Genomic DNA, 20,565 nt, shown 5'->3' with positions numbered 1-20,565 from the left:
TACTCATGAAAAACTTACTTGTTGCTAGTGCTTTGTTTGCCGCTGCGTTACTGTCGTTCTCAGCTGAAGCCAGAGATGATGTGGTTACTTTGGAAATTAAGCCAGCAGTAGAGACTGCCAAGGCAAAAGAAGCTCTACATGATGTGCCTTTCTATTTTGCGGGGCAATCGCACCCGGAAGTGGCTCAATCCATGGGCGTTATTAGCACAAGCCGTAAGACGAACGCTTTTGGTAAGTCAGACCGAGAAGCCTGTGAATGGGTGTTGTTGTCGGCACTAAAAGTATTACAGGAAAACGCTCGTGAAAATGGTTACGACGCAGTGATTAACATTAAGTCGAACTACAACCATAATGAGTTTGCGAGTGCCGAAGAGTTTCAATGTGGCGCAGGTTTCTTAATGGCCGGCGTTGCGCTAAAAGGTGAAGTCGTTAAGTTCAAATAAGGATAACAACAATGAAATACTTACTAGGAGCGGTTGCCGTAAGTTTGCTGACAGCCTGCTCACAGTCACCAAGCAATGATGAAGAAGTGAATAATCAGATGCAGTATCCTGAAACGCGTAAAGGCGATGTCGTAGACACCTACTTTGGCACTGAAGTAGCGGACCCGTATCGCTGGTTAGAAGACGACCGTAGCGAAGAAACGGAAGCTTGGGTAAAAGCGCAAAATGAAGTGACTTTTAGCCATTTGGAAAAAATTCCATTCCGCGGAAAAATTGAAGAGCGCTTAACGGAACTGTGGAATTATGAGAAAGTCAGCGCGCCTCGTTTTGAGGGTGACTACATCTATTTCTACAAGAACGATGGTTTGCAAAACCAGTACGTTGTTTATCGTAAGAAAAGTGAAGACGCTGAAGCGGAAGTCTTTTTAGACCCGAACAAGTTCAGTGAAGATGGCACAACGTCGCTGGCTCAGCTAACGTTCAGTGAAGACGGCTCTATTGCGGCTTATTCTATTTCTGAAGGCGGTAGTGACTGGCGTAAAATTATTGTGATTGACGCAGAAACTGGCGACCAGCATGAAGAACCGTTAGTAGACGTGAAGTTCAGTGGTATTTCGTGGAAGGGCAACGAGGGCTTCTACTACTCAAGCTATGACAAGCCTGAAGGCAGTGAGCTATCAGCGAAAACAGACCAGCACAAGCTGTATTACCATGAGATTGGTACGCCTCAGTCTGAAGACGACCTAATTTTCGGTGGCACGGAAGCTGAGAAGCATCGCTATGTTGGTGGTTATGTGACCGAAGACGACCGCTTCCTGGTGGTTTCGGCCGCTAATTCGACGTCTGGTAACAAGCTGTACATTAAAGATTTGACTCAGCCGGACTCTGAACTGGTCTTGGTTGACGGTAACATGGACTACGATACCTCGGTTCTAACAACTCGCGGTAGCACTCTTTATTTAGAAACGAATATGGATGCACCTAACGGTCGTGTTGTTACCGTGGATGCGAGCTATCCAACACCTGACAACTGGCAGGACTTTATTGCACACAGCGAGCATGTGCTGAATCCATCAACCGGTGCGGGTTATGTCTTTGCAGAGTATATGGTTGATGCGGTATCCAAAGTTGAGCAATACGACTACGACGGTAAGAAAGTGCGTGACATAGCTTTGCCGGGCGTTGGCAGTGCAAGTGGCTTTAGTGAAAAGAAAGACGCTGAAAAAGTGTATTACAGCTTCACGAACTACAGCACGCCAAGCACCATATACGAGATGAACCCTGAAACGGGAGAGTCGACCGTGTACGAAGAATCGGGCGCAGACTTTGACCCTAACCAGTATGTGAGTAAGCAGGTGTTCTATACGTCTAAAGACGGCACTGAAGTGCCTATGATCATCACTCATAAAAAAGGTGTTGAGCTAAACGGTACGAACCCAACTATTCTATACGGCTACGGTGGCTTCAATATTAGTCTGACACCAAGTTTCAGCATTGCTAATGCGGCCTGGCTGGAAATGGGCGGTGTTTATGCGGTTGCCAACTTACGTGGTGGTGGTGAGTACGGTAAAGAGTGGCATAAAGCTGGCACTAAGATGCAAAAGAAAAATGTGTTCGATGACTTTATTGCGGCAGCGGAATATCTGATAGAAGCAGACTATACTTCGTCTGAGCGCCTGGCAGTTCGTGGTGGCTCAAACGGTGGCTTGCTGGTTGGTGCGGTAATGACACAGCGCCCTGAGCTGTTTGCGGTTGCTCTACCAGCGGTTGGAGTTTTGGACATGCTGCGCTATCACACATTCACTGCGGGTGCTGGCTGGGCGTATGACTACGGTACAGCAGAAGACAGTAAAGAAATGTTTGAATACTTGCTGAACTACTCGCCAGTGCATAACGTAGAACAAGGTGTTGAGTATCCGGCAACGCTGGTTACTACGGGGGATCATGATGACCGGGTGGTGCCTGCCCATTCCTTTAAGTTCGCAGCAGAGCTTCAGGATAAAGCGGGGGGCGATAACCCGCAGTTAATTCGCATTGAAACCAATGCGGGCCACGGTGCAGGAACACCAGTTTCAAAAACGATTGAGCAGTATTCGGATATTTTCGGTTTTACGCTCTATCACATGGGCTTCGAGTCACTTCCTAACGAATGATAGGAGACTAATATGAACGTATTAAAATTAACCGCTATGGCAGGTGCAGCGGCACTGTTAGCCGCTTGCAGTGCGGAAGAAACGGAAACTCGTTGTACGACCGCTCCGCAATCAGAATGGATGGATCAAGAGCAGTTCCAGGCTGGTTTAAAAGAGCAGGGGTATGACATTAATGAGTTTAAAGTCACCCCGGGTAATTGCTATGAAATTTACGGCAAAAATCAGGCAGGTGAGAAAGTAGAAATCTACTTTAATCCTGTTGATGGCAGCGTTGTAAAAGAAGAAAAAGAGTAAGTTAATGGGTAAGCCAGTGGTTATTTGGGATAAGTATATTCGCATTTACCACTGGCTTATTGTTATTGGATTTACGCTAAATTATTTTGTACTAGAGCCTGGTGAGACGACTCATCAGTGGGTTGGCTATTGTGTCTGTGTTTTAGTATTTGCTCGTGTTGTCTGGAGCTTCGTTGGGCCTCAGCGAGCAAGGTTGAGTGATTTTTTTCCGACCCCTAAACGAATATCTGAACATCTGCGTGAACTTAAAAATCGCAAGATTCCTAAAAAATCCGGGCATAACGCTGTTGGCGGTATGCTGATATTGCTGTTTTGGTTCTTGTTTTTAGCACAGGGCACTACCGGTTTTCTACTTGAAGAAACAGACACCTTTTTTGGCAGTACGCTTGTCGAGAACATTCACGAATACATTGCCCATAGCTTATTTATAGGTGCTATTATTCATGTTGCAGCCGTGTTTTTGACAGGTTGGTGGGGCCGCATTGAGCTTATAAAGCCCATGATTACAGGGCGTCGTAAATCTTAAATTTATAACAACCGTTCATCTTTTCTTTTATTAAAAACTACCGTAGAATTCAGCTAATAATCAGTGTTTAAAAAGTAGACAGATTTGGAATCCTCCCCTTTATTGGCTGCCCAGCCCATTTACGACAAAAAGAATCGGTTTTACGCAGTAGAGCTACTGTACCGAAGCGCCATTAATTTATCGGCTGAAACTGTGGGTGACACCGCAGCGACCAGTGAAGTCGTGTTTAACTTATGTGCGGGTATTACTGAGCAAACCACTCAGTACGACGCAACGGCCTTTATAAACGTATCAAGTGACTTTCTATTATCACAGAGCTTCCTGCCTATAGAGCCTGATAAGGTCGTTATTGAGCTTTTAGAAACCATAAAGCCAACGCGAGCTGTTGTGAATGCGGTAGCACGCTGGCATGAGAAGGGCTTTCGCTTTGCACTCGATGACTTCGAGTTTGACCCTGCCTGGGAGCCGTTACTAAAGTACGCGTCTTACATAAAGGTGGATGTGTCTACCGTCACTATTGACCAGGTTCGAGCCTTTAAACAGGAAACCACTACCTTCAAAGGCAAGTGGTTAGCAGAGCGAGTGGAAGACGAGGCGACCAAAAACGCTTACGAAGAACTGGGTTTTGACTTGTTTCAGGGCTACTACTTCGCTAAGCCGGAAGTCATCTATGGTACTCGCCTAGAGCCGTCTTCCCTGCAGCTCGCAAAAGTGCTGTCTTTATGCTTTGAAAAAGAGCCGGATTTGACTGAGTTGTCGCGAGTGATATCAGAAGATCCAAAGTTGTCTGTCAGCCTTCTTAAAATTGTAAATAGCCCTTTGTATCCAACGGCGAGCCCAATTACCCGGGTCAAAGATGTGATTATGCGACTGGGTATTGAGAAACTGCGCCGCTGGATAGCGCTCATAGGCTCTGTAGCGGCTAGTAGTCAGGAAGCATCACGCATGGTGCTGGTGAGGGCACAAATGTGCTACGAACTGGCGAAAGGGCAGAGAAATAAAGACTTAGATCCTGATCAATGCTATTTCGTGGGGTTGCTATCAGGTATTGATATTATGCTGGGCGTGGATAAGAAGGCGTTTTTTGAAAAGTTGCCGCTTTCACCTGAAACACAAGCTGCAGTGAATAACTTGAAAGGGCCTATGGGTCAGTGTTTGAGTATTGCGTTGAAACTGGAACGCCTGATTCAAATGAAGCAGCGACTGGAAACTATCCAGCCGCGTCTGTTATCAACCTACCGCTCTGTATCCAATAACGTACAAGAGTTATTTAATACCATTTAAGCGCTGGCGTTTTTGGCCAACTGCTGGATTTTTCCAACAATAGCTCTTAATCCATTCCCGCGAGTTGGGGTAATGTGGTTTTCCAGGTCGAGTTGATTAAAATATTGGTCAATATCGAACGCGAGGATTTGTGCGGGCGTTTTGTCATGGTAAGCCGCCATAACCAATGTTAGCAGCCCCTGCACAATGACCGCATCACTGTCGACGTGAAACAGCAACTTCCCGTCTTTCTCTTCACTAATAAGCCAAACATTACTCTGACAGCCGCGTACCAGATACTCTTCTTTATGCTGCTCTTCCGGCAAGCCTGGTAGTGCCTTGCCAAGATCAATAATGTATTGGTAGCGCTGTTCCCAATCGTCCAGGAATTCTAAATCATCAAGAATTTCGTCAGTTGTTGGTAAGTTCATGGCTAATTCGGTATTCCTGTTTAGAAAAACACACCAGCTTCAAGCTGCGCTTCTTCGCTCATCATATCGCGCGACCAAGGAGGATCGAACACTAGGTTTACATTGACCTTGTCAACATTCGGCACCAGTGAGACACGATACTCAACGTCACCGACCAGTACTGGTCCCATGCCGCAACCCGGCGCGGTGAGAGTCATATCAATATTAACCCGCGAACTGTCTTGGTCTATATCGACTTTATAAATAAGCCCAAGCGACACTAAGTTAATGGGAATTTCCGGGTCGTAGATGGTTTCCAGTGCATCCCAAACTTGTTGTTCGGATATTTGGCCGTCTTCGGGCGCGGGAAAGTCGAGTTTCTCCGGCTTGCGACCAATGGCATCGCCATCGGTACCGTCAATGCGCAGCATATTACCCTGCCAAGTGACGGTGTAATTACCGCCCAGGTCCTGGGTAATATTCACAAACTCCCCTTTGGGAATGATTTTAGGTTCGCCGGATGGCACCTTCCGCGCTTTGACTTCGCGTAAGGTATTCACCATTTTCTGTTGCATGATGTCGTTATTCTTCCCGTTTAGCTAACGCTGAAGCTTTCGCCACAACCACATTCGTTAACAACATTAGGGTTGTTAAACTTCACAATGCCGTTAATGCCTTCTTTGACGTAATCGATTTCTGTATTACGCACCAGTTCCAGCGCGTTGGGTGCAATAGCAACCTTAATGTTATCGTTAATTTCTACGACTTCGTCACCTTCCTGAATAGCGTCGACGGAGTCCAGAACATACGCATAGCCGGTGCAGCCACTTTGCTTTGTTGATAAGCGTATCAAGTTACCCGACTCGTTTTTCAGTCGCGACTCAAAATACTTAATGGCACTGTCCGTCATGGAAATAAGTGATGACGAAGGGCTAAAAGTTTCTACAGACATTGTGTCCTCCTGCCGTTAGGCTAGCATCATACGAGCTTTGTTGATGCCCGCAAAGAGCTGATCAACCTCGTCTAATGTATTGTAGATGGTAAATGACGCACGTGCGGTTCCTGGCACATTCAGGCGCTTCATCAATGGTTGCGCACAGTGGTCGCCGGTACGAATTGCGATACCCTGTTTATCTAACAGGAAGCCGATGTCAGCCGGATGTGCGCCTTCCAAAACAAAGCTGAGTACGCCAATTTTATTAGGGGCGTCACCAATAATTCTCAAGCCTTCGGTTTGCTTGGCTAATTCGGTCGCTCGTGCCAGTAACGCTTGTTCGTGAGCGCGTATTTCTTCCGCGTCGTACTGCTGAATCCAGTCGATTGCTGCGGCTAAACCAATAACACCCGCTATATTTGGCGTGCCTGCTTCTAAACGGTTAGGAAGCTCGCCCCAGGTTGCATCCTGATAGCTAACGGTAGCAATCATTTCACCGCCAACTAGCCACACCGGCCAGTCATTCAAAACATCGAACCGACCCCAAAGCACGCCAATGCCGGTTGGGCCAAATACCTTGTGGCCAGAAAACACATAAAAGTCACAGCCAATGTCCTGAACGTCTATAGCACCGTGAGCAACGCCCTGGGCGCCATCAATTAAGACTAAGGCGCCTTTGCTTTTAGCCGCGGCGGTCAATTCTTTAATTGGGTTTACAGTACCTAGCGCGTTGGAGACATGCGGCATAGCAACAAACGCGGTGTTGTCACTCAATAACTCATGAAAGGCGTCAACGTTAAGCTCGCCATTGTCATGAATGGGCACCACTTTTAGGGTAGCGCCAGAGCGTTTACACGCCTGTTGCCAAGTGACCAAATCAGCATGGTGCTCCATTTCGGTGACCATGACTTCGTCACCGGCTTTTAGTCGTTGTGCAACACCGTTAGCGACTAAGTTAATGCCTTCAGTTGTACCGCTGGTCCAAATCACTTCTTCGTTACGGTTCGCATTAATGTACTTTGCGACCGTTTGGCGTGCAGCCTCGTAACGGCGTGTTGCTTCGTCTGACAGGTAATGAGCACCGCGATGCACGTTAGAGTTGCATTGCGTGTAATAGTCCACCAGAGCATCAATCACCGCTTGCGGCTTTTGGGTCGTAGCGGCATTGTCTAAATACACTAACGGGTGGCCATTAACCTCGCGTGACAAAATGGGAAACTGCTTGCGAATGTCTGCAACATTTAGGCTCATTGCTGCTCCATCATACGCTCGAAGCGTTGCTTAAGTATTGGCTGAAGCCAGTTTGCTAATGCGCGATTTGGCATTTGGAAAAGCAGCTCCTGTACAAAGCCGAAGTTAAGCATAACCAATGCCTGCTGCTTGTCGATACCGCGAGTCAGCATGTAATAAAGAGCTTCTTCGTCAATTTCTGCGACGGTAGCACCGTGAGCACACTGAACATCGTCCGCATAAATTTCCAGCTCAGGCTTGGTATTAATTTGTGCGCCACGAGTCAGTAGCAGGTTGCGGTTGTTCAGCTCAGCTAAGGTTTTCTGAGCATGGCGATGTATGTGAATACGGCCGTTAAATACCGCTTTTGCCTTGTCGCCAATAATACCGCGCGCATTTTCCTCGGTGGTACCGTTAGGTTGCGCATGTTCTATGGTGCTGTGTAAGTCGAAATGTTCTTTCGGTGCCAACAAATAAATGTTGTTGAACTTAGCAAAGGCGTGCTCGCCCGCGTGTTCAATATCGACATCCAGACGTGTCAGCTGAGAGCCGTACCCAACTAAAGTGCTGTTAAGCTTCGACTCGTTGTGTAAGCGGAAATGGCTACCACCAACGTGAATAGCTTCGCCTTCGTGCAGCGCTAACCGGTAATGTTCTAAAGCTGCTTTATCTGCAATGTCATACTCTGCGAAGGCGGTATTCAGGCTATGACCATTACCCGCACCGTGCTCAATAATAACAGCTTTGGCGCTTTCACCGACACGAACCAATGAGCGCTGGTGCGACTCCACGCCATCGCTGGCAAAGTTCACAATGCGGATTGGCTGTTCAACGTTTGCGTTTGGCGCAATATCAATGACCACACCGTGCTGAGCGAGTACATCGTTCACCAAACCAAATAAATGATGCTGAGGCTTAACTTGCCCAAACACACTTTCTGCTGCATCGCTTTTCGCGTCCAGAGAAGCAATTGTGACGCCTTCAGGCAATGTCAGGTTGGCAATGTCACTAACCAGGCGACCGTCAACGAAAACCAAGTCAATGCTGTTTAAGCCCTCAACCTGAGGCGCTTCGGCCGTTGTTGCTTCGCTTGTCGTTGCAAGGTTTAAGTCTGCGACTTTGTGCAAAGACGTGTAGCGCCAAGCTTCTGTGCGACGTCCTGGCCACTCTTTTTCTTTCAGCTCTGCTAACGCTTTCGAGCGCGCAGACGCTAACCAGTCGTCAACATTGCCGGCACGCTCAATAACTTGTGCTAGCCATTGACTCATGCGACTTCTCCTTCCTTAAGCCAAGCGTAGCCCGACTTCTCAACTTCTTTAGCCAACTCAGGGCCGCCACTTTTCACGATTTTGCCGTTTGAAAGAATGTGAACATAGTCCGGCTCAATGTAGTCCAGCAAGCGCTGATAGTGAGTCACAACGATAAAGCTGCGTTTGCCGTCGCGTTGACTGTTAACGCCTTTCGCAACAACCTGAAGCGCATCAACGTCCAAGCCAGAATCTGACTCATCGAGAATAGCCAGCTTAGGCTCAAGCATAATCATTTGCATGATTTCGTTACGCTTCTTCTCACCGCCGGAGAAGCCTTCGTTAACGCCGCGCTTTAGGAAGTCGAGAGGCAACTCAACCTGCTTGCAGGCTTCTTTGGCCTTTTTCAGGAACTCAGCAGAGCTTAGTGCGTCTTCACCGCGAGCTTCACGCATGGCGTTGACTGACTCTTTCATGAACTCCATATTGCTAACGCCTGGAATTTCGACTGGGTACTGAAACGCCAGAAATAGGCCTGCTTGCGCACGCTCTTCCACTTCCATATCCAGCAGGTCTTTGCCCTCAAGGCTAACGCTACCGCTTTCTACCTCATAGCCTTCGCGGCCTGAAAGCACGTAGCCTAGTGTACTTTTACCGGCGCCATTGGGGCCCATAATGGCATGCACTTCACCCGGCTTAATGTCTAGGTCAAGGCCTTTAAGAATCGTTGTTTCTTCCACGCGAGCGTGTAAATCTTTAATTGATAGCATGTCTTACCCCACTGAACCTTCAAGACTGATTTCAAGCAACTTACCGGCTTCCACGGCGAACTCCATTGGTAGTTCGCGGAATACTTCCTTACAGAAGCCATTCACAATCATTGAGACTGCTTTTTCAGGGTCGAGGCCTCGTTGCTGACATAAAAAGAGTTGGTCGTCACTCACCTTAGAGGTGGTGGCTTCGTGTTCAACAATCGCCGTTGGATTGCTGCTTTCGATATACGGGAATGTGTGCGCGCCACATTGGTCGCCAATAAGCAGCGAGTCACATTCAGTAAAGTTACGCGCGCCTTCTGCGCCGGGGCCCATTCGCACAAGGCCTCGATAAGCGTTATTGCTGCGACCGGCGGAAATGCCCTTGGAGATGATGGTCGACTTGGTATTTTTACCTAAGTGAATCATCTTAGTACCGGTATCGGCCTGCTGTTTACCACGGGTAAGAGCGACTGAGTAAAACTCGCCGACGCTGTTGTCACCTTTAAGAATGCAACTTGGGTATTTCCAGGTAACCGCGGAGCCTGTTTCAACCTGAGTCCAGGAGATTTTTGCGTTTTTCTCGCACAAGCCGCGCTTGGTTACAAAGTTATAAATACCACCTTTGCCGTCTTCGTCGCCCGGGTACCAGTTTTGCACTGTCGAGTATTTGATTTCTGCATCGTCTAAGGCGACGAGCTCGACTACGGCAGCGTGTAACTGGTTTTCGTCACGTTGTGGTGCCGTGCAGCCTTCTAGGTAGCTGACGTAACTGCCTTCTTCGGCAACAATGAGTGTGCGCTCAAACTGACCCGTATTCTGCTCGTTTATACGGAAGTAGGTTGATAGTTCCATAGGGCAGCGAACGCCTTTTGGAATATAAACAAACGAGCCGTCGGTAAACACCGCGCTGTTTAACGCCGCGAAGAAGTTGTCGCCTTTTGGAACCACGGTCCCAAGGTATTTCTTCACAAGCTCTGGGTATTTGTGAAGAGCTTCGGAAATTGGGCAGAAAATAACGCCAGCTTCCTCTAGCTTCTCGCGGAAGGTGGTCACCACGGAAACCGAGTCGAATACGGCATCAACCGCAACACCTGCCAGCATTTCTTGCTCGTGCAAAGGAATGCCCAGCTTTTCATAAGTGCGCAGCAGTTCAGGATCAACCTCATCTAACGACTTCGGTTTATCTTTCATGCTCTTAGGTGCTGAGTAATAAGAAATAGACTGATAGTCGACTTTTGGATAGTCGACATGCGCCCATTCAGGCTCGTCCATTTTTAGCCATTTGCGGTAGGCCTGCAGACGCCATTCGGTCATCCACTCCGGTTCACCCTTTATTTCCGATAAACGACGAATGACATCCTCGTTTAAACCGGGAGCAAAGGTTTCCGATTCTATTTCAGAGACAAACCCAGCATCGTATTTACGTTCTAGAGCCTGATCAATTTGTTCGCTCATGTTTACCACCTTACTTATATGCGAATACTGAGTATTATAAAATACCTGACTAAAACACTCAACTTTATCCGAAGCCTTGCTTTAAGCTGCGCGCATTATACGTTTGTTTGCATAATTTGTCGCCTTAGGTTGGAGTTTTGGGGGCTGGTAGGATTTGGCTTTTTTTAAAATTAATGTAGACTTTAAATAACAAAATGAGTCGTATAATTTGCATTGCTAACCTTTTAATTTTTAAGGGCTGTAACAAATTGTTACATATTGTTTGCCAGCGCCACCTTCCAAGTGATGCTTTTTTGCTATTATAAAGAGTCTTGACTTTCGTTTAAAAAATGTAAATAAAAACTGGAAAGTCTTTGTAGTCGGTTTTAAGGGGTGTTATGACGCGCTTTTCTCAACTTGCTCTAATTGAACACCAAAAACGGACGCAGAACCTTGCTTTGCTTGCAGAGTCTCTTGAGATTGAGGTGATTCACCCAAGCTTAAGTGAGCTGCTTAGCCAAGCGCCAGATAAAGATATTATGGTTGCGTACTCGTTAAGTTCTGAGCAACTATCACGAACAAGTACAGCGAATGAAGTGGCTGCACTTGCGAAGAGTTATGCCTTGTTTTTGGTTAATGTTAAGCCAGACTCGGTTAAGCCTTCGCAAGCGCTGAATTTAGGTGCCCGTGGCATAATTTATGAGAATGAGCATTTAGACCGGGTGTTGACGGCTCTTAAAGTCATTAGCCAGGGAGAGCTTTATTACCCGCGCTCGCTGCTGTCAGACAAAATAGAAGAAATGATGTTGCGTCGTCATGCTGAAGATGATTCTGCGGCGTCTTTCTCGCAGCTAACCTCGTTAACGCCGCAAGAACTAAAAATTATTGAGCTTGTCGGCACCGGCGCCAGAAATAAAGAAATAGGTGAGCAACTTAATATCAGTGCGCATACGGTTAAAACGCACCTGTCTTCAATTTTCCGAAAGACAGGCGCGCGTAACCGAGTCGAACTTCTGAAGTGGGCGAGTTACGCGTCAACCAATTAACCGGCTGCTAGCTATCTGCACGCCAAAACCCGCGCTCCTGACCTTTTTCTATCAGTTCCACTAACGCTTTTTCCATCGCTTGTTTCACTGAAAGTTGCACAGGTTCATTGGTGGAGTAGCCACCTTCGAACTCCGCTAAACGGTTTAAGGAAACATAGCGGAATAACCCTGCTCTTAGTTCTTGTGAAAATACCTTCTTGTTGGCTGATACCGATAGCAATACCTGACCCGTGTAAACGTCGACAGCACGTAAGTAAACAGATACCTGGTCTTCCCGGTAAAGTTCCGATGCGCCGATACCAAAGTACTCAGCACCAATACCACCGGTACTGACGTTAGTGTCATAGCTGATAATTCCACCTTCGAGTAGCAACCTCGCTTCACGAAGTGGGGGTAAGTCCGAGTCTTTACTGGAATTATGGATTTTACGTTCAGTCAGCAGATTTTGAAGGTTTTCACGCTCCATCGGTAAAAACCAACCTGATTCCAGTAGCATCTGCGTCAGCATAGAGGTTGCACCTTGAGTCACTGCTGTTGAGAAACTTGAGACATTAGCCTGTGGTTTATATTGCCCGGTTTGATCACGAAAAGCGTACACCGAAACCGGGATCCGGCTTTTTGGCACCGGCTGCTTCTGAAGCGTAACCATCATTGAACTTGGTGCGTCGATCTCAGCTGGGGTAATGTTTAAATCGGTTGGCTTTGGCATCATCGCACAGCCTGACACTGCCAACGTTAAACATAGTAAAGTAATAATACGAATATTCATGGTCACTCTCTTTTAAATCGCTGGCATGGTAATGACAGTTTGCTCACCGGTCTCGTTATGCGTTATGTAAACTAGGACGCTACCGTCTGGTTGACCGATAACTTCTACGGAGTACTCACCGGTGTCATAAAGACCTTCGACAATTTCCCCATCGGCTATGCGGCGGGTAAGAGAGTTAATGATGTTGCGCTCCAAAGCATCGCGAAACCTATCAACAAAGGAACGCCCCTCGTCTGGAGCTGTATGAGCATTTTGGCTTTGAGCTTTTTGCAGAAGGAAGCTGCCATTCATTGGGTTTCCGCCAAAGCTTGGGTTTATTGGCTGGTATACAATCTCAGTAGCACTAACGGATGCCGATGAGACAATTAAAGCCAGCATGGTAATTGAGAGTTTTTTCATAATTAACGCCTTTTAAAATTCATTATTGTTTGGCGAGTCGAAAACGGAGTCCGCTTTAATGCGAGCGACTTCGTTAATACTAATAAGGATGGCCTGTTCGGCTAATTTTTTAACGTCGTTCTGGCGTCGTCCAAAATAGGTCTCGAACACTTTCTTTTGTTCCATTTCCACCCACAAATAAGTTCCTGCTTGAGGGTAAACGCGTTCGTTGACGACGACGGTAATACCGTTAGTTGACGGAATGTCCCGCCAGTAACTCGTGTAATAGAAGAAAAAATCTTTACCAAAACGAGAAATCGTTCGGTCTAAAACCATACCGCCAAGCTCAATTTCATCGGCGTGGCTAAATGGTGTTATTAAAATTATTATAAATAATAGTTTCTTAATCATAAGAGCCTAAAAAGCGGCTACCTGAAAGTAGCCGCTTTACTATCGAGCTAATACTGAAATATTAGTACTGAACGACGGTTGCTACGTTGTAATCGCCTTGCTGATAAACACTCATTGTGTTGCTATCGCTAAACTGACCACCAGTTACAACGTTGTTGTTACCAATTTGTTGAATGTCAACATTACCACCATTACCACCAACAATAAATGAGCCTTCATCGCCAGCGATAACGTTGCTGTTACCCTCTTGAGCAAAGGCAATAACATTGTCACTACCACCGATAATGGTATCAATTAAGTTGATGTCACCTGTTTGCGTAGATTGCAGGTCGTTACCTGAAGTGGTTCCCGCATCGTAAGAGTAAGCAAGTAGCGTGTTGCTGTCGCCGTGTTGACGAGAGTAAACATCATTATCGTCACCTGCGATAACAATTTCTGCGGTATTCACATCGCCAATCTGTCTGCTATCAGCTTCGTTACCTGAACCAATCAGAGCAACACCGTTAAAGTTTTCATCACCACGGCTTGAGATATAGATATCGTTGTACGAACCATAAGACTCTGCAACTGCAATGTTGTTGTCGCCACGCTGATCCATTTCGATGATGTGATCATCACCCTCAGTCGCAAATACGGCGTAGTTGTTATCACCTTCTTGGTTTGCGTCAACGGTATTGTAGTTACCGACCATGCCTGTAGCCGCTTCTACAACGTTAGTATTGCCTTCTTGGTTAACAGCGATCTCGTTAACATCACCCTGAATTGGTTGAATAAGGAATTCGTTACTCGAACCATCTTGGTAAACGTCGACTAGATTCTCATTACCTGAAAGGCTTTGTGCGATGAAGACGTTTGCTGAACCAAATTGCTGAACATACACTTCATTCATATCGCCGTCAGCACCAACAACACCGCCAACGTTTCCGTCACCTTCCTGGTCAGCAATGAACGTATTCATATTGCCTGTAGCAGAGAAGTAACCAGCTTCGTTAAGAGAGCCTGACTGATTGGCTTCAAAGTAGTTATCACTGCCCTCAATTTGGAAGTTAGCCCAGTTAGAGTCGCCAAATTGTGAAATGCCAGCAGTGTTATAGTCTCCTGTCAGATCGATAGCAGCTACGTTAGCAGCACCTGACTGCTCGACATAAGCAGAGTTACCGTTACCAGTCAGGAAAACTTCAGATGAGTTAAGGTCGCCCTCCTGAAGGCTGGTTAACACGTTGTCATCACCGGTAACTTCTGAGTCAAGGACGTTCCAGAAACCTGATTGCTCGCCTTCAACTAAGTTGAAGTCGCCGGTCACGTATGTATAAGCTTCTTGCCAATCGTCGAACTGCATAAGTGAGGTATCGTTTCCTTCACCGTATTGGTCAGCATAGGCCCAGTTAACGAAACCGCCTTGTTCGATATACATGCTGTTGCCTGACTCAACAGCTTCAGATGAATCTTGGTTCACAACTGCGATGTGAGCTTCAGCGGCCGCATAACCTGAAAACGCTAAGGTTAAAGCTAAAGCAACTGCACTTTTTTTAAGAATTGTATTAGACATGATTGTTCTCCATTGATTGTTCTTATTTGAACTGCGTGATGGACATTTCAGCGGCAGCACCCGTCTGCTGAATGGTTATTGAATTGCCATCACCAAGTTGTTGAAGCTGAATAACATTGTTCGCACCAACTTGAAGGATGGTCGCTGAATTACTGCGTCCAGACTGCTCTGCAGTGACAGAATTATTGAACCCTTGCTGCTCGACGGTGAGGGTATTTTCCAACCCAAACTGAGTGAGATATGCGTAGTTTTGCTCGCCTGCCTGGGCGAGTGAAGTGAGGTTATAAGAGCCTAGCTGAGCAATTTCCGCATGGTTCGCAAGGGACTGCCGCTCCAGTAACCCTGCTAAAGCAACAGGAATGTCGCCGGCTACTCCCGGAAGAGAGACCAACATGACAACTGTTGCTGCTAAAAGTTGTTTGAAAATAGTCAAAGCGGAACACCTTTTGTTAATAATTCCGCTAACAAGAATAGCGATTGTTTTTTACTCAACAATCGTATGAACGGTGTATTTTGAGAATTGTTTTTGAACGTGAATTTGCAGTTAATACAGTATGTTATGTGTTTTCTTTTTGCGGACCCACCTAGATGTACTAGTCCCTTTGTCGTATTTAGCGTTAAGAAACGTAAATATCTAACTTTTGGCGTAAATTCCTGTGGAAAATATGCTACTTATTTTTTAGTGACGAGATGAGTAGTACGCACATTTGAATAAAATTCCTACAACAATAATGAGGAAGGAAGAATGACGAATTTAAAAAAATTAGTCGTCGGCGTATCCATGGCGCTAGCAACGGGTGCTGCGGCGGCTAATGGTAAACAGGCGGATGACGACTCATTGCTGGTGGTATTTAAGCACTCAGCGACTAAAGAACAGCGTCAAGATTTAATAAGCCGCGCTGGTGGTACGTTAAGAGCCCTGGATAACCGTGGCCGTGACATCGCGATGCGTAATATCGCCGATGGGCGCATTGCACAGGTTAATGTTCGCAATGCAAAACAGCGCGATGCTCTTATTAAACGCTTATCGAACCACCCGTTGGTCGATGTTGCTGAACCGAACTACATCATCTCTATTAATGACACGAAAAGCTCTAACTTCAATATCTTAGCGACTCCTGATGATCCGGGCTTTGGCGATATGTGGGCTTTCGAAAATACGGGTCAAAGCGGCGGTACGCCAGGTGTAGATATTGATGCGCGTCCAGCTTGGGATATTACGACCGGCGACTCTAACGTTGTTATTGGTGTTATCGATTCGGGTGTTGATTACACGCACCCAGACTTAGCCGGTAATATGTGGGTTAACCCGGGCGAAGTTTGTGACAATGGTCAGGATGATGACGGTAACGGTGTAGTCGATGACTGTTATGGTTACTCTGCGGTTAATGGCAATGGTGACCCAATGGATGAAAATGGTCATGGTACGCACGTTGCAGGTACTATTGGCGCAAGTTCAAACAATGGTGAAGGCGTAGCCGGTGTTAACTGGGACGTTGAAATTGTTGGTTGTCAATTCTTAGATGCTTCTGGATCAGGTAGCACCTCCGCGGCTATTGAATGTATCGATTACATGACCAATCTGAAAGTGAACCACGGTGTTAACTTAGTTGCGACGAATAACTCATGGGGTGGCGGTGCATACTCTGAGTCACTTAAAACCGCTATTGCTGACAGCATCGACCAAGGCATCATGTTTGTGTCTGCGGCAGGTAACGACGGAATTGACTCTGATGTTACGGCAAGCTATCCAGGCGGTTATGACCTGGACGGTATTGTTAACGTGGCAAACACCACACGAACCGACTCAATGGCTGCTTCGTCAACCTATGGGGCTATTTCCGTGGACTTAGGTGCGCCAGGTACTGAAATTCTGTCAACATACTTGGATGGTGGTTACGCGACTGCATCAGGCACGTCTATGGCAAGCCCACACGTAGCCGGTGTTGCTGGTCTTGTTTGGTCTATTGCTCCGCATTTGAGCGTGGCTGAAGTTAAGCAAATTTTGATGGACTCTGGTGAGAGCATTCCTGCATTGGCTGGTAAAACCGTTTCAGGTAACCGCTTAAACGCATTAAATGCGCTAATTGCAGCTGACCCAGATCCGGCTTACCGCTTAGAGCTGAACCCATCAAACCAGGAGATTGTTGCTGGTGACAGCACAACCCTAACGCTAGATGTTGGCAGCATTGCTGACTGGTCTGGTGCGGTTGACTTAAGTGTTTCTGCTGAACCTCAGCTAGACGTTTCTCTGTCTTCGAACCAAGCGCAAAACGGCGAAACTGTTGACGTACAAGTGACGACAACGGAAGAAACTGCGTGGGGTGAGTACGTTATTACCGTTAGCGGTACTGATGTAGAAACAGGCGAAATGACTCGCGATGTAAGTGCTACGGTTTACGTACTTCCGCAAGGCCTTTCGGATTTCTATTATGAAGACGCCGCAAACGCAGATATTCCAGATGACGACAGTAACGGTATTAGTCGCGTTATTAATGTTCCTGAAACAGGTGTTGTATTTGGTGCTGAGGTGAGCGTTGATATTACTCACAGTTGGCGTGGTGACTTAATCGTTACTTTGACTTCACCTGAAGGTACGACTCAAACCCTGCACGATCGCGCGGGAAGCAGCGAAGACGACTTAGTAGCAACTTGGGATGTTGACTCGTTCAACGGCGAAGGCATGACGGGTGATTGGACTCTGAATGTGTCGGATAACGCTGGCGCAGATACCGGTACTCTAAACCATTGGTCATTAACTCTGACCGCAGTTGAAGAAGATGATGGTTTACCAGATGCGCCAATAGCAGGTTTTGAGGCTAGCGTTGAAGACCTGACTGTTAGCTTTACCAATACTTCAAGCGATAACGATGGCGACATTGAAAGCTATTTCTGGGAGTTTGGTGATGGCAGCACTTCAACCGAAGCCAACCCGGTTTATGCGTACTCTGAAGAAGGTACTTACGACGTGACTCTAACAGTAACTGATGCAACTGAGCTGTCAGATACTGTGACGCAGTCGGTAACAGTGAGCCTGACGGATATCGAGTTAGATGTTTATCGTTCGCGCTTATTACGCAGCGGTACTGCTTTAGTTGACCTTCGTTGGTCAGGTGCAGCAGGTGACGTAGACTTGTATCGTAACGGTGAGTTTGTTGAAACACTGTCAAATACAGGTCGCGCTCGTGACCGCTTTGACTCAGACGGTAGTGATGTTGTTTACCAGCTGTGTGAAGCGGGTACAGAAGCTTGTGACTCAGTGACTGTTAGCTTTTAATTAACATTGAGTTAACAATCTAACTAGTATTATAATAGGGGCCATTAGGGTCCCTATTTTATTTTTTGGTATTTAGTTATGCGACGTAGTAAAGGATTTACATTAGTCGAGCTTATTATCGTCATTGTTGTACTTGGCGTGCTATCAGCTACAGCCGCTCCTCAATTTATTAACTTCTCTAGCGATGCTGAAAAAAGCCGACTTCATGGCTTGGAAGCGTCACTTAAATCAGCGTTAGACATTACCTACAGTAAAGCTGCTATTCAGGGAATAGAGCAGCAAAGTGCGGCCTGCTTGGGTGGTAAGTTTGATGACGTTAATATCAGTTGCCCGGACGGAGGCACGCTGCTTTTTTATGGTTATCCGGCAGCAAAAGGGAATGTGCTTAATAATGTGATTAACTTAACCGACTGGACAGTGTCTGAAGTAGGCATTGGCAGTGTTATTCGTATTGCGGCAAGCAACGACCATATCGATAGTTGCTACTTAACATACTCAGAAGCAACCTCAACCAGCGAGCCCAGCGTACAAATTTATGCCGACAACTGCTGAGGTATATCGCTGTAAAACTTTTCTGTGACATCCGGGTGCGATCGCTTACGCCCTTTAAGAACATTCTCGCCCACCTGTCGCAGCAGTGGGTTCTTAGGATCGCTGCTAGGTCCGTGCGCCAAACGCTTTAAGTGCTCTGGCAGTTCCAATACCGGAATATCGGCATCAAGCTGTGCGGCCATGAAAAACGCCGAAGAATAACGCGTAACTCCAGCCGGCGGGCTAACAACTCTGTGGTTGGTTGCCTTTAAATAGCCGTCTGACGCTAATTCAAGTAACTCCCCGATATTAACGACGAGAGCACCTGTACGAGGGCTTACAGAGTGCCACGCATTGTTAATCTCAACTTCTAAACCGCTGTGTTCATCTTGCAGGACAAAAGTTAGGTAGCCAGGATCCTTATGAGCGCCAACGCCTTGGTTGTCAGTAGCTTTGCTACCTGGGTATTTAATCAGTTTGGTATGCCGGTAGGGTCCGTTTTCAACCGTTGGATGCAATGCATTCGCAGGTTGCCCCAATGCTTCACAAAGTGCCGACAATAATGTCAGCCCTACCTCGGTTAAACGGTCCTGCCAAATGAGTAGTGTTGAACGCATACCGGGGAGTGCTTCTGGCCATTGGTTAGGGCCAATGAGCTTTTGCCATTCATCAGAAATTAGGTGGCTGTGTACTGCTGGCAACTCGTCCATAATGTCGAATTGTTCACGAAAGTCTGATGCTCCCGCTGTCACTTCTGCGTGTGTTTGGTTATAACCACGAAAGTGCGGTGAGTTTGCCATTTTCACTTGTTGTTTTTCTTTTTCACTCAAGGCAAAAAATGATTTTGACAGTGAAATAATGTCCTCTTGCTCTGTTTGAGTTAAGCCGTGATTTTCCAAGTAGAAAAAGCCAACATCTCTAGCCGCAGCGCCTAACTTGCGTAGAAAAGACGCACGGATTGAATCATCAGCGTTTTTGTAGTCAGCAAGTGACAGGACCGGAACTGAAGAAGACATAACACTCCTAAACAAAGCGAATCGCTTTAAAGTTTGATCTGGATTCTACGTTCAGGAGCGTGTGTTCTGAAGAATCAAAACGTTCTATGGTAGATATATTGGCTATATTGCATCGGCTGTGTAGAATTACCGACTTCTGTATTTTTAAAAGAGAGTCAGACGATGGGTCGCGCCTACCAAAACCGTAAAGAGTCGATAGCCAAAACTGCTAATGCGAAAAGTAAAGTATACAGCCGCTATGGCCGTGAAATTTATGTGTGTGCAAAACAAGGCGGGGCAGACCCTGACGCAAACTTGTCTCTTCGTTCTCTCATTGACCGTGCTAAGAAAGACCAAGTACCAGCACACGTTATCGAAAAAGCCATAGATAAAGCGCAAGGCGGTGCTGGTGAAGACTTTTCGCCCGCTCGCTATGAAGGTTACGGGCCAAGTAATTGCATGGTGATTGTCGAGTGTTTAACCGACAACCCGAACCGTACATTCGGCGACGTTCGTAACGCCTTCACCAAAAGCAAATCAAAAATTGGCGAGCAGGGCAGTGTCATGCACTCGTTCGAACATTGCGCTATTTTCGCATTCAAACACGACAGTGAAGACGAGGTTTTAGAAGCGTTAATGGAAGCCGATGTTGATGTCACTGACGTTGAGTTTGAAGATGGTCAGGTCACTGTATTTGCTCCGCATACCGAATACGCTGCGGCTCGTCAGGCACTGACATCAGCTTTTGAAAATATTGACTTTGACGCTGACGAAATTCAATTCCTGCCGCATGTCACTACGACAATTTCGGAAGACGACCAACCTATGTTTGAGCGTTTAATGGATATGTTAAACGACTTAGATGATGTTCAGCGCATTTACCACAACTCCGAACAGTAAGTTGATAGAGATCAATACGC

General features: G+C 46.6%; 22 protein-coding genes. 9 read left to right on the top strand and 13 right to left on the bottom strand.

The window, feature by feature from the left end:
* The first annotated feature begins 5 nt into the window (after positions 1-5).
* The 5 genes from B3850_RS06765 (at position 6) to B3850_RS06745 (ending at position 4,700) form a co-directional block, all read left to right on the top strand.
* Complete coding sequence (locus B3850_RS06765) at positions 6-443, top strand: hypothetical protein (RefSeq protein ID WP_053954260.1); 438 nt, start codon at positions 6-8, stop codon at positions 441-443.
* Between the two features lie 11 nt (positions 444-454).
* Complete coding sequence (locus tag B3850_RS06760; protein WP_286874958.1) at positions 455-2,596, top strand: prolyl oligopeptidase family serine peptidase; 2,142 nt, start codon at positions 455-457, stop codon at positions 2,594-2,596.
* A gap of 12 nt (positions 2,597-2,608) precedes the next feature.
* Complete coding sequence (locus B3850_RS06755; RefSeq protein ID WP_286874960.1) at positions 2,609-2,890, top strand: PepSY domain-containing protein; 282 nt, start codon at positions 2,609-2,611, stop codon at positions 2,888-2,890.
* 4 nt (positions 2,891-2,894) lie between these two features.
* The gene (locus tag B3850_RS06750) at positions 2,895-3,416 is read left to right on the top strand and encodes a cytochrome b/b6 domain-containing protein (protein ID WP_286874962.1); all 522 of its coding nucleotides are present in this window, start codon (positions 2,895-2,897) and stop codon (positions 3,414-3,416) included.
* Positions 3,417-3,500: 84 nt separating this feature from the next.
* Positions 3,501-4,700, top strand: coding sequence for an EAL and HDOD domain-containing protein (locus B3850_RS06745; RefSeq protein ID WP_058576545.1), 1,200 nt, complete (start codon positions 3,501-3,503; stop codon positions 4,698-4,700).
* Here the strand turns inward: B3850_RS06745 and B3850_RS06740 are convergent.
* Genes B3850_RS06740 through sufB form a run of 7 tightly spaced genes read right to left on the bottom strand, consistent with a single transcriptional unit; the run spans position 4,697 to position 10,710 of the window.
* A complete protein-coding gene (locus B3850_RS06740) occupies positions 4,697-5,110 on the bottom strand; it encodes a SufE family protein (RefSeq protein ID WP_286874965.1) in 414 nt (137 codons plus the stop codon). The two genes, B3850_RS06745 and B3850_RS06740, sit on opposite strands and share 4 nt — an antisense overlap.
* Before the next feature lie 20 nt (positions 5,111-5,130).
* Positions 5,131-5,664, bottom strand: coding sequence for a putative Fe-S cluster assembly protein SufT (gene sufT, locus B3850_RS06735; protein WP_053954265.1), 534 nt, complete (start codon positions 5,662-5,664; stop codon positions 5,131-5,133).
* Positions 5,665-5,684: 20 nt separating this feature from the next.
* Complete coding sequence (locus tag B3850_RS06730; protein WP_126752166.1) at positions 5,685-6,041, bottom strand: HesB/IscA family protein; 357 nt, start codon at positions 6,039-6,041, stop codon at positions 5,685-5,687.
* A gap of 15 nt (positions 6,042-6,056) precedes the next feature.
* A complete protein-coding gene (locus B3850_RS06725) occupies positions 6,057-7,274 on the bottom strand; it encodes an aminotransferase class V-fold PLP-dependent enzyme (RefSeq protein WP_286874971.1) in 1,218 nt (405 codons plus the stop codon).
* Positions 7,271-8,521, bottom strand: a complete 1,251-nt coding sequence (gene sufD, locus B3850_RS06720; protein WP_286911556.1) for a Fe-S cluster assembly protein SufD — start codon at positions 8,519-8,521, stop codon at positions 7,271-7,273. Before sufD ends, B3850_RS06725 begins: the two co-directional genes overlap by 4 nt.
* On the bottom strand, positions 8,518-9,270 hold the full coding sequence (gene sufC / locus B3850_RS06715; RefSeq protein WP_126752169.1) for a Fe-S cluster assembly ATPase SufC: 753 nt from the start codon (positions 9,268-9,270) through the stop codon (positions 8,518-8,520). Before sufC ends, sufD begins: the two co-directional genes overlap by 4 nt.
* A gap of 3 nt (positions 9,271-9,273) precedes the next feature.
* Entirely contained in the window at positions 9,274-10,710 is a 1,437-nt protein-coding gene (gene sufB / locus B3850_RS06710; RefSeq protein WP_058576552.1) for a Fe-S cluster assembly protein SufB, read from the bottom strand.
* Positions 10,711-11,087: 377 nt separating this feature from the next.
* Here sufB and B3850_RS06705 point away from each other — a divergent pair, with 377 nt between their 5' ends.
* On the top strand, positions 11,088-11,735 hold the full coding sequence (locus B3850_RS06705; RefSeq protein WP_286874981.1) for a helix-turn-helix transcriptional regulator: 648 nt from the start codon (positions 11,088-11,090) through the stop codon (positions 11,733-11,735).
* A gap of 7 nt (positions 11,736-11,742) precedes the next feature.
* Here the strand turns inward: B3850_RS06705 and B3850_RS06700 are convergent, their stop codons facing one another.
* The 5 genes from B3850_RS06700 to B3850_RS06680 form a co-directional block, all read right to left on the bottom strand.
* The gene (locus tag B3850_RS06700; RefSeq protein WP_053954272.1) at positions 11,743-12,504 is read right to left on the bottom strand and encodes a CsgG/HfaB family protein; all 762 of its coding nucleotides are present in this window, start codon (positions 12,502-12,504) and stop codon (positions 11,743-11,745) included.
* A 12-nt stretch (positions 12,505-12,516) separates the two neighbouring features.
* Positions 12,517-12,903, bottom strand: coding sequence for a curli assembly protein CsgF (locus tag B3850_RS06695; RefSeq protein WP_286874990.1), 387 nt, complete (start codon positions 12,901-12,903; stop codon positions 12,517-12,519).
* Positions 12,904-12,915: 12 nt separating this feature from the next.
* A complete protein-coding gene (locus B3850_RS06690; RefSeq protein ID WP_058576556.1) occupies positions 12,916-13,293 on the bottom strand; it encodes a curli production assembly/transport protein CsgE in 378 nt (125 codons plus the stop codon).
* 61 nt (positions 13,294-13,354) lie between these two features.
* Positions 13,355-14,842 (bottom strand): hypothetical protein, encoded by a 1,488-nt coding sequence (locus B3850_RS06685; protein ID WP_273268667.1) that lies wholly within the window; start codon positions 14,840-14,842, stop codon positions 13,355-13,357.
* A 22-nt stretch (positions 14,843-14,864) separates the two neighbouring features.
* Positions 14,865-15,275: a curlin subunit CsgB gene (locus B3850_RS06680; RefSeq protein WP_286874995.1), complete on the bottom strand. Its 411-nt coding sequence runs from the start codon at positions 15,273-15,275 to the stop codon at positions 14,865-14,867.
* A 312-nt stretch (positions 15,276-15,587) separates the two neighbouring features.
* On the opposite strand from B3850_RS06680, the gene B3850_RS06675 reads away from it, so the two are divergent.
* Both B3850_RS06675 and B3850_RS06670 read left to right on the top strand, forming a co-directional pair.
* Positions 15,588-18,119: a S8 family serine peptidase gene (locus B3850_RS06675; protein ID WP_286874998.1), complete on the top strand. Its 2,532-nt coding sequence runs from the start codon at positions 15,588-15,590 to the stop codon at positions 18,117-18,119.
* Positions 18,120-18,197: 78 nt separating this feature from the next.
* Complete coding sequence (locus B3850_RS06670) at positions 18,198-18,671, top strand: type II secretion system protein (RefSeq protein WP_126752174.1); 474 nt, start codon at positions 18,198-18,200, stop codon at positions 18,669-18,671.
* Here B3850_RS06670 and B3850_RS06665 read toward each other — a convergent pair.
* Positions 18,653-19,666: an isopenicillin N synthase family dioxygenase gene (locus tag B3850_RS06665; RefSeq protein ID WP_286875002.1), complete on the bottom strand. Its 1,014-nt coding sequence runs from the start codon at positions 19,664-19,666 to the stop codon at positions 18,653-18,655. The genes B3850_RS06670 and B3850_RS06665 overlap by 19 nt on opposite strands.
* A gap of 162 nt (positions 19,667-19,828) precedes the next feature.
* Between B3850_RS06665 and B3850_RS06660 the strand changes: the two genes are divergently transcribed.
* Positions 19,829-20,545: a YebC/PmpR family DNA-binding transcriptional regulator gene (locus B3850_RS06660; RefSeq protein WP_286875004.1), complete on the top strand. Its 717-nt coding sequence runs from the start codon at positions 19,829-19,831 to the stop codon at positions 20,543-20,545.
* Positions 20,546-20,565 lie beyond the last annotated feature (20 nt).

It is taken from the genome of Idiomarina sp. UBA4520, assembly GCF_002388365.1.
In the GTDB taxonomy this organism is placed as follows: domain Bacteria; phylum Pseudomonadota; class Gammaproteobacteria; order Enterobacterales; family Alteromonadaceae; genus Idiomarina; species Idiomarina zobellii.
The sequence above is the reverse complement of the archived record's forward strand: the minus strand, read 5'-3'. Positions and strand labels throughout refer to the sequence as shown.